Annotated in this window: 6 protein-coding genes; all 6 read left to right on the top strand. The window is 48.9% G+C overall.

The window, feature by feature from the left end:
• Nucleotides 1–6 precede the first annotated feature (6 nt).
• Nucleotides 7–2,832 carry a glycoside hydrolase family 95 protein gene (locus tag ACU37H_RS01460; protein WP_472702582.1) on the top strand — a complete coding sequence of 942 codons (2,826 nt, stop codon included), beginning with the start codon at nucleotides 7–9 and terminating at the stop codon, nucleotides 2,830–2,832.
• Nucleotides 2,807–6,385: a malectin domain-containing carbohydrate-binding protein gene (locus ACU37H_RS01455; protein ID WP_472702581.1), complete on the top strand. Its 3,579-nt coding sequence runs from the start codon at nucleotides 2,807–2,809 to the stop codon at nucleotides 6,383–6,385. The genes ACU37H_RS01460 and ACU37H_RS01455 overlap by 26 nt, the downstream gene beginning before the upstream one ends.
• Nucleotides 6,386–6,422: 37 nt before the next feature.
• A complete protein-coding gene (locus tag ACU37H_RS01450; protein WP_472702580.1) occupies nucleotides 6,423–9,131 on the top strand; it encodes a family 78 glycoside hydrolase catalytic domain in 2,709 nt (902 codons plus the stop codon).
• Between the two features lie 66 nt (nucleotides 9,132–9,197).
• Nucleotides 9,198–10,289: a glycoside hydrolase family protein gene (locus tag ACU37H_RS01445; protein ID WP_472702579.1), complete on the top strand. Its 1,092-nt coding sequence runs from the start codon at nucleotides 9,198–9,200 to the stop codon at nucleotides 10,287–10,289.
• A gap of 110 nt (nucleotides 10,290–10,399) precedes the next feature.
• Nucleotides 10,400–12,808, top strand: a complete 2,409-nt coding sequence (locus ACU37H_RS01440) for a glycoside hydrolase family 2 TIM barrel-domain containing protein (protein WP_472702578.1) — start codon at nucleotides 10,400–10,402, stop codon at nucleotides 12,806–12,808.
• A 609-nt stretch (nucleotides 12,809–13,417) separates the two neighbouring features.
• The gene (locus tag ACU37H_RS01435; RefSeq protein WP_472702577.1) at nucleotides 13,418–14,077 is read left to right on the top strand and encodes a DUF3826 domain-containing protein; all 660 of its coding nucleotides are present in this window, start codon (nucleotides 13,418–13,420) and stop codon (nucleotides 14,075–14,077) included.
• Nucleotides 14,078–14,115 lie beyond the last annotated feature (38 nt).

Below are 14,115 nucleotides of genomic sequence, written 5' to 3'. Positions count from 1 at the left end.
AATGTTATGATGCCTTTATTCAGGAATACCCTCATTGCCCTCGCCGGAATAATGACGGCTTGCCAGGCTGAAGCCCAGGACCTGGAACTCTGGTATGACCGCCCTGCAGAACAGTGGGTTGAAGCTTTGCCTATTGGTAATGGCCGCCTCGGCGCCATGATCTTTGGCGGCATTGCCGATGACCGCGTCCAGTTCAATGAAGAAACGCTCTGGACAGGTTATCCCAGAAACTACAACAAGGAAGACGCTCACCAGTATTTGGATTCCATACGGACCCTGTTATTTGCTGGTAAACAAAAGGAAGCCGAAGCTTTGGCCGGCCGTGAGTTTATGGGTTTGAAATCTGATGAAGGCGACCGGACCGCATGGATCAACAAAATGAAGTCGGTGCTCAGGTTGAAGAATAACCCATCTCAACCCGGTTATAATGATGCTTCGTGGAAAACTATTTTTGTTCCCAATTATGATGGCTGGGAAGCCGAAGGACTCGAAGATATGGATGGCGCGGTGTGGTTCAGGTATGAATGCTACCTGCCGGAGCAGTGGAAAGGGAAAGACCTGCGCCTGAATATCAACAAAATTGCCGAGTATGATTTCACTTATATTAACGGCACGCTGATCGGCTCCCAGGAAAATGTAGAGGCAAGGGATTATGTGATCCCGGGAAATGCCTGGAAGCCGGGAAAGAACACTATTGCTATTCTGGTGCTCAACTTTTCCGGGAAGGGAGGCATCATGGGATACAAAGACGCCGGTAAGAAGATTGGCATTTATCCGGTTGGCGGGAGTGAAGCCAATCAAGTGTCTTTGAATGGTCAGTGGAAATATTATGTGCAGAGTACTGATACGCCCGCGGTGGGACAATACCAGGCCTCTTATCAGCCGTTTGGCGATCTGAATTTCCGCTTCGATTTGGATCCTTCAAAAGTGAGTGACTATCGGCGTTCCTTAGACCTGGATCAGGCCATCGCGTCCACCACTTACAAATACAATGGAATCGGCTATAAAAGATCTTATATCGCCAGTGCTGCGGATCAACTGCTGGGATTTCATTTTACCGCAGACCAAAAGAACAGTATCAGCTTCACTGCTGCGCTGAGCAGTCCCCACTCATCCTATTTGATTAAGAAAGTGGATGGTCACACCATTTCGATGGAAGTAAAAGTGAAGGACGGAGCATTGAAAGGCATGAGCTATTTACGCATTTCTACGAAAGGCGGTAATATCTCGATCGTAGATAATGAAATCGTCATTCGCGACGCTGATGAAGTGACAGCCTGTGTCGCGGTTAATACCAATTACAACAACTACAAAGATATCTCAGCCCGGCCGGCTCAAACAGCCATGAAGACGCTGTTGCAGGGTTCGGGCAAAAGCTGGCAGCAGATCCTGGACCGGCATGTATCCGAATATCAGCAATACTTTCGTACGTTCTCTATCGACCTCGGTGAAAGCGATCCGGCTATTTCCAGGTGGCCCACCGATCGGCGTTTGGATCGTTTCGCACAAGCCCCGACAGATCCCGCCTTCCTGGCTTTGTATGTACAGTATGGTCGCTATTTACTGATCAGCAGCTCCCGGCCCGGCACGCGACCTGCTAATCTGCAGGGTATCTGGAACGATCTGTTGTCTCCGCCCTGGGGCAGCAAATACACCACGAACATCAACGCAGAAATGAATTACTGGCCGGCCGATCTGTTGAACCTCTCACCGATGCAGCAGCCTTTATTCCAGATGATCCGCGAATTGTCCGAGACCGGAAGCCAGACCGCAAAAGCTTATTACAAGGCGCCTGGCTGGGTGTTGCATCATAACACAGATCTGTGGCGCGGCACAGCGCCTATCAATGCATCCAATCACGGCATCTGGGTGACAGGTGGCGCGTGGTTGTGTGATCATTTATGGCAGCATTACCTGTTCACGCAAAACTGGCAATTTCTAAAGGATACCGCTTACCCGATCATGAAGAATGCGGCCTTGTTCTTTAACTCTTTTTTGATCAAAGATCCGGAAACAGGCTACCTGATCAGTACGCCGTCTAACTCTCCCGAGCAGTGGGGGTTAGTGGCAGGCCCGACGATGGATCACCAGATTATCCGGAATCTTTTCCAAAGTGTCGTGCAAGCCGGCGAGATACTCAATGTCGATGCGGATTTACGTAAAACGCTTGCTGCAAAATACCAGCAGATCGCGCCCAATAAGATCGGACGCTATGGACAGCTGCAGGAGTGGATGCAGGATGTCGACGATACAACTAATAAGCACCGGCATGTGTCTCATTTATGGGCAGTTTATCCGGGCAGCGAAATCAACTGGGAACAAACGCCCGACCTGATGAAGGCGGCGAGGCAATCGCTGATCTATCGCGGAGATGCGGCAACAGGCTGGAGTCTCGGCTGGAAGATCAACCTCTGGGCACGTTTTAAGAATGGCGACCGCACTTATAAATTGATCCAGATGTTGTTGAGTCCTGCAAAAGGTGGGGCGGGCAGTTATCCTAATCTTTTCGATGCGCATCCGCCTTTCCAGATAGACGGAAACTTTGGTGGAGCCGCCGGAGTGGGAGAGATGCTGTTGCAAAGTCATACCGGCGCTATCGATCTGCTGCCCGCGCTGCCTGCGGCTCTACCCAGGGGAACGGTCAAGGGTTTACTGGCCAGGGGCGGATTTGAGCTGACCATTGCCTGGGATAAAGGACAGCTGCAGTCGGTGTCTGTGAGGTCACTCGCCGGGCAGGAGCTTGCGATCAGATATAAGGAACACCAAGTCCATATCCCAACTCAAAAAAACAAGATTTATCATTTTGATGGAGCGTTGCAGCAGTTACAATAAAGACTCACTCATAAAAAGGTGCCGTGCCTCGAAGAGCCGGTTTCAGGTGCTGTTCAGCATGTTCCTGGTCTTCATCACCGTCGTGCTTAACGCGCAGACCAGTGTGGCGCCCGGCAAAAAGAGTTCCAGTCGGTCCCAGGTAAGATCAGAGATCAGCCTTAACCGTGACTGGCGCACGATGGCGGGGAATGATGAGCAGCCGGTGCGCCCGGCTTTCAACACTAACTTTGATGACCGTCATTGGAAAAAGGTTGATGTGCCGCATAACTGGGACGACTACTATGGTTACCGGCGGCTGCTGCATGGCAATAAACATGGCGATGCCTGGTACCGCAAAAAAATAACACTTCGTCAATCCAGAAAGGGAAAACGGTTCTTCCTGTTTTTTGAGGGCGTGGGTTCCTACGCAACGGTCTACCTGAATGAACAAAAAGTGGGCGAACATGCGGGCGGAAGAACCAGTTTTACGATCGATGTAACGAAGGTCATTAAAACCGATGGAACTGAAAATATGCTGGCGGTCCGGGCCTGGCATCCGCCATTTATCAAAGATCTTCCCTGGGTATGCGGCGGCTGCAGCGATGAAAGAGGCTTCAGTGAAGGATCACAGCCCATGGGTATCTTCAGGCCCGTCTCGCTGGTGATCACCAATGAAGTGCGGATCACTCCTTTCGGCGTTCATGCCTGGGCGGATGTTGCCGATGGTCATGCATCATTGCACAGCGATATCACGATTCAGAATTATAGCCGGAATGCCGGAAAAGAGATGACCGTTTTACAGGAAGTGTCCGATAAAAACCATCGTGTCGTTGCCCGTGCCGTGAAACGTTTTCGGATGAAAGGAAACGACTCCGTGCTTCTTTCCAATCGCAATATCCGCGTCAATCATCCCGTGTTATGGTCGGTAGATCATCCCTATCTCTACACCATCAAAACGATCGTAAAGCTCGACCATCAAACAGTCGATGAGCTGGTCACCGATTTTGGGTTTAGAACGGTTCGCTGGAATACCCCGTCCAACCAGTTCTTCCTCAACGGGAAGCCGGTATTTATCAATGGTGTTGCGGAATATGAGCATTTACTGGGAAACAGCCACGCTTTTTCAGATGAACAAATTGCTTCACGCCTGAAATGGTTGCGGGCTGCAGGTTTCAACGCGTTCAGGGATGCGCACCAGCCGCATAATCTACGCTATGGAAAATGGTTCAACGAACAGGGGATCCTTTGGTGGACGCAGCTTTCCGCGCACGTTTGGTATGATACGCCCGAATTCAGAAATCATTTTAAGCAGCTGTTGATAGAATGGGTAATCGAAAGAAGAAATGACCCTTCCGTGGTATTGTGGGGATTGCAGAACGAAAGTAAACTGCCTAAAGATTTTGCCGCCGAGTGCACGCAATTGATCCGCTCGCTCGATCCCACGTCCGCAACGCAGCGACTGGTAACTACCTGCAACGGCGGAGAAGGAACGGACTGGGATGTACCTCAAAACTGGACCGGCACTTATGGTGGCGATCCGGAAAAGTATGGCGAAGATCTGAAAGACCAGGTATTGGTCGGAGAATATGGGGCCTGGCGTACTTTGGATCTTCATACAAAAGGAGGTTATCAGCAGCAAGGCCCGGTGAGCGAAGACCGTTTTACACAATTGATGGAAAATAAGGTACGGCTTGCAAAAGGGGTGAAAGATAGTGTGGCCGGGCATTTCTTTTGGCTGCTGACGTCACATGATAACCCCGGCCGCGTGCAGGGCGGAGAGGGATTGCGGGAACTGGACAGGGTGGGCCCGGTGAATTACAAAGGCCTGCTAACGCCGTGGGAAGAGCCGACCGATGCTTTTTATATGTTCAGAAGTCATTATGTTCCTGCCGCAAAAGAGCCGATGGTCTACATTGCGTCGCATACCTGGCCCAACCGATGGACGGAGCCAGGGATCAAAGATTCGATCATGGTATATTCCAATTGTGACGAGGTTGAGCTGTTTAACGACCTGGATCAGGTTTCTTTAGGCAAGCAAAAGAAAGGTCCTTTTGGAACCCATTTTACATTTAGCCAAAAGAATATTCGCTACAATGTCCTGTATGCGGTCGGCTATGTCGATGGCCAGCCTGTTGCCAGGGACACCGTTATTTTGTATCACCTGCCTCCGGCACCCGGGCTTAAAAATTTATATCCTGTCAAGGATGAGCTATTAAAGCCTCAACCATCATTGCATTATATCTATCGCATCAACTGCGGCGGAAATCAATATACCGACGCGCATGGCAACCAATGGCGGGCGGATAAAGCATTGCCTTCACCCGCCAACGATACGCTGGCCGGATCTGTTTCATGGACGGCTTCGTTCAAGGACCTGCCTCCTTACTTTGCCAGTCAAAGGCGTACCCATGCTGCTATACGCGGCACGAAGGATTGGACATTATTTCAAACCTTCCGGTATGGCCTCGGCCAGCTGCAATACCGCTTGCCCGTTCCTAACGGCCATTACCAGGTAGAGCTTTATTTTGCAGAGCCATGGCTGGGTGTGGGAGGATCCGTGGATGCTGCCGGCATGCGCCTGTTTGATGTGGCCATCAACAACCAGGTAGTCATCAAAGACCTGGATATCTGGAAAGAAGCGGGAGTCAATGCCGCTTTAAAAAAGACGGTTTGGGTGGAGGTTCGTCACGGGATGATTGAAGTATCGTTCCCCCATGTAAAATCCGGTCAGGCCGTGATAGCGGCTATAGCTGTAGCGACTGAAAACAATAATGTGCGACCAGCGAAGTCATTCGAAACGGTTAAAGGACTTAAAGGCGTGGGATGCCAGCTGAATGCGTGGCTGGACGAAGGCGACCGGCCCTTCAATGATCAAAGCATTCAGTTTCACCGGTTGTCGCCGCTGGTTTTTGGAGCGGATTGGATTTCATTTAATAAAGACATAAGCGCCGACATTCGTTTTGTGTTGAATGATACGGCGGATGTATACCTGGCAAAACAACCGAAGACAGCGGCCCCTGCAGGATTTGAGCTGCTCAATGATTCCATCATCACGGACGCCAGACAGGTGTATCGCTTGTATAAGAAACGGTACATCAAGGGCGCTGCGGTCTCCATTCATTCCAAAGACATGGGCTTGCTGGCGCTGGTGCCGGCCACGAATATGCAACCGGCTTATGATCTGAAACCAATCACCTCTTACAAGTCTGATGTAGCGATGCACAACGATAACGTAGAAAAGAAAGTCATAGCAGGTAACGAACGTACGGTGATTATCAATAACCAGCTGGCGGAGATCACCTGGCCGGTTGCAACGGGTGTAGCCGATGTCTATTCAATAACGGTTAAGTATAACCTACCGTCGGAACAGGAGGTGAACGGGCAATTGGAATTGATCGACATAGGTGGTAATAAACTGGTCGGAGAGCCGGTAACCTTTAAGTATACCCGGCCCGGAAAATGGAATTATATGACTATCAATACAAGCACGATGATCAATGCGGGTCATTACAAGGTCAGGTTGAATGCCAGCGGTGCGGATGGTTTGATCGTGTCTAACATCGATGTGCAATAAAATGCTTACAGGATTAATATTGTCCAAACGTAACCGAATGAGACAAGGAATACTTTTAATACTTTTCTGGCTAACAGCCTGCATCGCCGTCCGGGCGCAGGTTTTCGCGCTGCGCGTCGTAAATCCGCGATGTGAGTATCAGGTCAATCCCTTGGGCGTCGACCTGGAACATCCCATGTTAAGCTGGGAGATCCAGGCATATGAAAGAAACGTGAAGCAATCAGCGTATCGTATCATGGTCGCAGATGATAGTATGTTGCTGGTGCAGGATCAGCCTAATATGTGGGATAGTAAAAAAGTACAAAGCAGGCACAATTTCCAGGTAAAATATGCCGGCGCATCGTTAAAGCCTGCCGCGACCTATTATTGGAAGGTGATGATCTGGGACGGGGAGAGTCAATCATCCGCTTATAGCAAGATCGCCCGTTGGCAAATGGGTTTGTTGAATGCCGGGGACTGGAAGGGTGCGAAATGGATTGCCTACGACGTATTACCGGATAGTAACCGGCATGTCCCTTTAATGCACGGGAATGGTATTAAAGCCTGGGGCAAGCGTCCGGATGTGTTGCCGCTTTTCAGAAAAGATATTGATATTAGTAAGCCGCTGCAATCCGCTACAGTATTCATTTCCGGTCTGGGTCATTTTGAGATGAGTATCAACGGTGCCAAAGTGGGAGATCACTTTTTGGATCCCGGTTGGACCCAGTATAGCAAGCAGGCGCAATATGTCACCTTTGATATTACCTCTCAACTGAGGGAGGGCACTAACGCATTAGGCGTGATGCTCGGTAATGGATTTTATTATATTCCCGGTGAGCGCTACCGCAAGATGACGGGTGCTTATGGCTATCCTAAAATGATTGCCCGCATCCTCATCCGTTACCGGGACGGTAGTTCGGAAGACATTATTACCGACGGATCCTGGAAAACGGCACCTTCTCCCATTTATTTTTCCAGCATCTACGGAGGCGAAGATTATGACGCCAACAAAGAGCCACGCGGCTGGAACAAGATGGGTTACAACGATGCTTCGTGGAAAAATGCGCTGGAGACCACCGGGCCGGAGCTGGTGCCCCAGCTGGGCATGCCAGTCAAAGTGATGCAGACCTTCAACCCTGTCAGTAAAAAGCGCGTTCAGCCGGGTGTGTGGGTTTATGATCTCGGACAAAATTTTTCAGGTATTCCTTCGATTGAAGTAAGCGGTAAAAAGGGCGATACGATAAGGATCTATCCGGGCGAGCTGGTGACAGAGAGCGGAACAGTAGCTCAAAAGCACACGGGCGCTCCGCACGTCTACACGTACATTTTAAAAGGCGATGCCACTGAAACATGGCAGCCCCGTTTCTCTTATTACGGCTTCCGGTATTTGCAGGTGGAAGGTGCGGAGCCCAAAGGAAATAATAAGAATCTAAGGGCATTTGCCAACCTGGTCCGCATACAGGGCTTGCATATCCGCAACAGCGCTCCTTCATCCGGAACCTTTCTCAGCGCCGATGACCTGTTCAATAAAACCCATCGCCTGATCCTTTGGGCTATCAATAGCAACATGACCAGCGTCTTCACAGATTGTCCGCACCGCGAAAAATTAGGCTGGCAGGAACAGGTTCATTTAATGGGTAATGCGATTCAGCATAATTATGATATCAGCGCGTTCGCTCATAAGATCATGCGCGATATACGCACGCAGCAATTACCTGACGGTCTGATACCCGCTACCGTTCCGGAGTTCACAGAAATGCATTTTGCCAATGGTTACTTCCGAGACTCGCCCGAGTGGGGGAGTACATCGATCATTTTTCCCTGGTATATGTATCAATGGAATGGTGATAAGCGATTGCTGGAAGAGAATTACGTAACCATGCAGCGCTATTTCGGCTACCTGCAAACCAAAGACAGCAGTTATATTTTAAGACATGGTCTGAGTGATTGGTATGATCTGGGACCTGAACGCCCGGGATTCAGTCAGCTCACGCCAATGGGCCTGACTGCAACGGCCTATTATTATTACGATGCGGTATTGCTGGAGCAGATCGCGGGGGAGCTGGGCAAGCAGGAGGACGCGCAACGTTACGGTGAGATCGCTGCGAATATCCGGACGGCTTTTAACAAAGAATTTTTTCATGAAGCCACGATGCAGTATGGGAGCGGCAGTCAGACATCCAATGCGATGCCATTGTTTATGGGACTGGTCGATCCGAAACACCAGGCCGCCGTGCTTGATAACCTGGTGAAGGATATACAATCGAATCAATACCGGCTGACAGCAGGAGACATTGGTTACCGGTATGTATTGAAAGTGCTGGAGCAAAATGGACGATCGGATATTGTTTATGCGATGAACAATAACAGCGATGTACCGGGATACGGCTACCAGCTGAAGCAGGGTGCCACGGCCCTGACGGAATCCTGGCAAGCCTTGCCCAATGTGTCCAATAACCATTTTATGCTGGGGCATCTGATGGAATGGTTCTATACGGGACTTTGCGGCATTGGCCAGGCAAAGGGTTCAGTGGGCTACCGGGATATCGAGATCCGGCCCCAACCAGTGGGAAACATACGATCTGCAAAAGCCTCGTATCGCTCTGTCAACGGATTAATAGCGGTGGACTGGAACATAGAAGCAGATACTTTTCGTCTGAATGTGGTTGTGCCGCCCAATAGCCGCGCTACTATTTATTTTCCTGAAAAATATCGCAAAGGACCGGTTACAGTAGGCTCAGGCGCCTATCAATTTAGTACAAAGTAGTGGCCTGATACCTGTCAGCTTTCAGAAACCTCACAGGCATCAGACCGATCAAACAGAAATATACAAGTGAAAAAGTATTTATTTTTTATAGCGCTGGTTACTTCCGGAATGAATAGCCTCGCACAGCCGGAAGCGGTTCCCCAAAGCGAGATGCAAAAGGTATACGAAGAAGTAAAAACGCCCTATAAATACGGGCTGGTGTTGTTGCCGCCCGGTTCGGGCAAGAAGATCGATTGCCCAACGGTTTACCGGTTGTGGGACACCTGGTACATGAGCTATATCGCTTTCGACGGAGAAGGCTATGAAACCTGGCTGGCCAGCAGTAAAGACCTGCTTCACTGGAAGCACCTCGGGAGGCAGTTGTCTTTTACCCAACAAGGTTGGGACATGCGTCAGAAAGCAGGCTACAATGCGCTTGTGAGCACTCAATGGGGTGGTGATTATGCGCTTCAAAAATATAAAGGTCGTTACTGGATGTCGTATTTTGGCGGATCGTCTTCGGGTTATGAGCCGGAACCTTTGTCGATTGGTATTGCCTACACGTCCAAAAAGCCTGTGCATGCGTTCGAATGGCAACGCCTCGAACAACCCGTGCTTAGTTCCTCCGACAAAGATGTGCGCTGGTGGGAAAACCGGAGAAAATTGTTCAAGAGCTACATTATTGAGGACCGGGCAAAGCTGACCGGTCACCGGTTTGTGATGTATTACAATGCGGTCGGAGACTCTTTACCGGATAACAAGCCCACACGTTGGTATGAGCGGATCGGTATGGCGGTGTCTGATGATATGAAAAGCTGGAAACGTTTTATGGACGGGCCTGTTGTGCATCATTCCCGCGGCATTACAGGCGATCCCATGATCCAGAAAATCGGGGATGTGTGGGTAATGTTTTATTTCGGCGCTTTTTGGAAAGGCAGAGAAACAGAAACTTTTAATCGCTTTGCCTGTTCTTATGACCTGGTACATTGGACGGATTGGAACGGCGCAGACCTGATCCGTTCCACCATTGACATCGACAAAAAATATGCGCATAAATCTTTTGTACTGAAACATAAAGGCGTCGTCTATCATTTTTACTGCGCCGTAGATGCAAAAGATAACCGCGGTATAGCCGTTGCTACGTCGCAAGACCGCGGTACAAGTCAATTGAGATTTTAAATAGCCCTGAAGACTCAGTTGTCCTTAAAATAATCACCAAACATGGTTTCTGTCATGACCGGAAAGATCTGGTTATCAATGACCCTCTGGAAAAAAATAAAATAGCTGGAATGAAAATGACAATAGTTTCGAGAATGTTCATCGTCTTCATGTTTCTGTGCCACCTGACTTCGCCTTTGCAGGCACAGCAAACCAGGTCGGTTATGGATTTCAATGGTAACTGGAAATTCCAATCCGGTGATGACAAAAATTATAGCAGCGCCCTATATGATGACAGACGCTGGCGTGTACTGGATCTGCCTCACGACTGGAGCATTGAAGGGAAATTTGATGCCAATCACCCGGCGGGAAACGCAGGCGGAGCTTTACCCGGAGGGATTGCCTGGTACCGGAAGACATTCACCATCAATCCTAACGCTCAGCAACGCATCTACATTGAATTTGATGGCATTCACCGCAACAGTGAGGTTTGGATTAATGGTCATTATTTAGGTAAATGGCCCTACGGGTATACCGCTTTCCGGTATGAGCTGACAAAATGGTTAAAGCCCCGCGGGCAAGAGAATGTAATAGCAGTTCGCGTGGACAATTCTCTGCAGCCCAATTCCCGCTGGTACACCGGCTCCGGAATCTACCGCGATGTGCGCCTGGTCACCACGGGCGCTACGGCGATTAAACACTGGGGCCTGTTTGTCACAACACCCCGGGTGAGCCGGGATCGTGCTGCGGTCAAAGTTCAGCTGGAGGTAGACCAATCAGGAAAAGGAAAATTAACCTTCGTTTCAACGGTCTTCGATCATCAAGGTAAAAAGGTAAAAACGGTTAAGGCTGCCACGCAACAACAAGGAAAATATTACCAGGATTTTGAAATAGACCAGCCCGCGCTTTGGTCTCCCGCTCAACCGCGCCTGTACCAACTCGTGACCCAGGTCTACCAGGACGGTCGTGCAGTAGACCAATACTCGGTCAATTTTGGCATCCGTTATTTTCACTTCGACGCCGATAAAGGGTTTTCGTTCAATGGTGCGCCTCTGAAAATATTAGGCGTTTGTCAACACCATGACCTCGGCGCGCTGGGTGCGGCTTTCAACAGGTCGGCGGCCAGAAGACAACTCCGCATCCTGAAGGAAATGGGGGTTAACGCCATCCGGATGGCACATAACCCTCCGGCGGCACAACTGTTAGATCTTTGTGATGAAATGGGCTTTCTTGTGATGGATGAAAGTTTTGACATGTGGGCCAGGAAGAAAAACAAATATGATTATTTTATGGATTTCCCGGAATGGCACAAAAAAGACCTGGAGCATATGGTGTTGCGCGACAGGAATCACCCGTCTGTTTTCATGTGGAGCATCGGCAACGAGATCCGCGAGCAGTTTGATTCCACGGGCATTACGCTGACCCGGCAACTGGTGGACATTATGAAAAACCTGGACACCACCCGCCCGGTTACCTGCGCACTGAGCGAAAGCGATCCCGCCAAAAATTACATTTATCAATCAGGAGCGTTAGACGTGGTTGGCTTTAACTATAAGATCGACTCCTACAAAGATTTTAAAAAGAACTATCCCGGCGTAAAGATGATCGCATCAGAAAACGTATCAGGCCTTGCCAGTCGCGGACACTACGATATGCCGTCAGATTCTTTGCGCCTGTGGCCGCCATCTTCCAAATTCAAATATGTGGCTGAAGGAAATGCCGATTACAGTGTTTCTGCCTACGACAACGTTGCGGCCTACTGGGGTGTCTCTCATGAAACCAATTGGCGCGAGGTGAAAAAATATCCTTATGTATCCGGCTTGTTTGTATGGAGCGGTTTTGACTTCCTCGGTGAACCGGTTCCCTATCCGTTTCCTGCCAGGAGCTCCTATTATGGCATTATCGATCTGGCTGGCTTTCCCAAAGATGTTTATTATATGTATCAAAGCGAATGGACGACGCAGCCGGTATTGCATGTTTATCCGCATTGGAACTGGAAGCCGGGACAGTTGGTGGACATAAAAGCCTACTACAACCAGGCGGATGAAGTGGAGCTGTTTTTAAACGGGCGGTCGCTGGGAAGAAAAAGTAAAGGCGATACTACATTTCATGCGCTATGGCGGGTGCCTTACCAGCCTGGCGAGTTGAAGGCAGTATCCTATAAAAATAACCAGCGGGTATTGACAAGGACAATACCCACCGCAGGGGCCGCCAGAAAGATCGCCTTGTCCGTTGAAAATACGACCATCAGCGCGAAACAAAAAGAGCTGGCATTTATAACCATCAGGGTGGTTGATCAGGAAGGGAACCTGGTGCCTGATGCCGATCACCTGGTTAAGGTAACCATCAGCGGCCCGGCCGTTGTGGCAGGCATGGATAATGGTTATCCGGCGGATCTGCATTCGATGACCGACGCCCGGCATCACGTCTACAAGGGCATGGCCCTGGCTATGATCAAAGGGGTACAACCCGGCAAGGCGGTAGTAAAAGTACAGGTTAAAGGCTTGCCGGTAGCAACAACAACGCTTAACATCCAGTAAAATTTAAGGGTCAGTCTAAAGCCGCCAAGTTCCCGAATGGCGGCTTTTTGATGCGAAAAACCTAACGCAATCGTTTGCGTTAAATAGTAAGATTTTACATTCCATAGTCAAACCTTGCATTGTTACTGAATTGTTACCGATCTACTTTTGAAATAGAAACGATTCTAAAGCTGTGTAATATTATTTGACGATTTGCTTGTTTGGGTTGCCGGTTTCATACCTCAAATGCAGCGCCCAGGAATGTTTCCAAAGAAATGGTTGTAGTATCGCCAAAATAACTCGTGTTTCTTACAGTAAATGACTTAAGACTATTATTTATATGTTATTTACCGGCAGGATGAGAAAAAAAGAAAGCGGAAAGTGATAATCTGACAAAGTAAATGGTCTTTAAAACGAGTCTTTTTTAGAAAAACGATGGACAGGTATCTATCAATAAAATTTGATATAAAAGAGGCGTCCGCTTCGCCGGCTCATCCTTTTTGTTCACGCCAATATAAAATATATGTTGCAACAAGGTTTAGTAAAATATTACAGTCCCTTAGTGGAACCTTACATTGTCACAGGCTGCCGTGTCATCTAACTTTATCTCCCTTTTAAACGATTGCCCTCATGTATCTACTTTCAAAGCGATATGCCCTTCCTTTTTTGTCCCTGTTTTTTGTAGCGGGACTGAACGCTCAGAATGTCGACAACGAATATCTGAACGTTGTAAAGGAAAGAGCCTACAAGATCATTGCCCCCATTGGCCTTAAAGATTCTGCAGCATTTTATAAGGTCAGAGACAAGATCGCGCAGGAGTACGTCGCTATCAAAAAGATCGATGAAGAAAAAGCATCAGCCATTGACGCTGTAAAAGCAAAAAAGATGGACAAGGCCGCCGCGGACGCAGCCGTTGAAAAAATTGTTGCTGCTTCAGAAGAAAAGCGAATGGCGCTCAACAGGCGTTTTGTCAATTCTTTATCCAAACAGTTGAACAAAGAGCAGATCGAGCAGGTTAAGAACGGATTAACCTATAACGTATTGCCCATTACTTACAAAGCCCACCTTGACATGATTCCCTCTTTAAAACAAGAGGAGAAGGACTACATTTACAATGCGCTCGCAGAGGCCCGCGAACACGCCATGGCTGCCGGTTCCAGCGATGCCAAACACGGCTGGTTCGGAAAATACAAAGGCCGTATCAATAACTACCTGGCCGCGCGTGGATACGATCTGAAAAAAGAGCGGGAGGCCTGGAATGCAAGAACTAAATCTCAGAAACTTCAATAAACGTTACGTACACTTTCACATTTCTTAATTAACAAACT

Source organism: Niabella sp. ZPM-14, from assembly GCF_055693045.2.
This window is presented reverse-complemented; position numbering and strand designations above follow the sequence as displayed.

Bases quoted from the DNA above. Each gene is read 5' to 3' on its own strand.
- ACU37H_RS01460 (WP_472702582.1), top strand. From the start codon at position 7: ATGATGCCTTTATTCAGGAATACCCTCATTGCCCTCGCCGGAATAATG.
- ACU37H_RS01435 (WP_472702577.1), top strand. From the start codon at position 13,418: ATGTATCTACTTTCAAAGCGATATGCCCTTCCTTTTTTGTCCCTGTTT.
- ACU37H_RS01455 (WP_472702581.1), top strand. From the start codon at position 2,807: ATGGAGCGTTGCAGCAGTTACAATAAAGACTCACTCATAAAAAGGTGC.
- ACU37H_RS01450 (WP_472702580.1), top strand. From the start codon at position 6,423: ATGAGACAAGGAATACTTTTAATACTTTTCTGGCTAACAGCCTGCATC.
- ACU37H_RS01440 (WP_472702578.1), top strand. From the start codon at position 10,400: ATGAAAATGACAATAGTTTCGAGAATGTTCATCGTCTTCATGTTTCTG.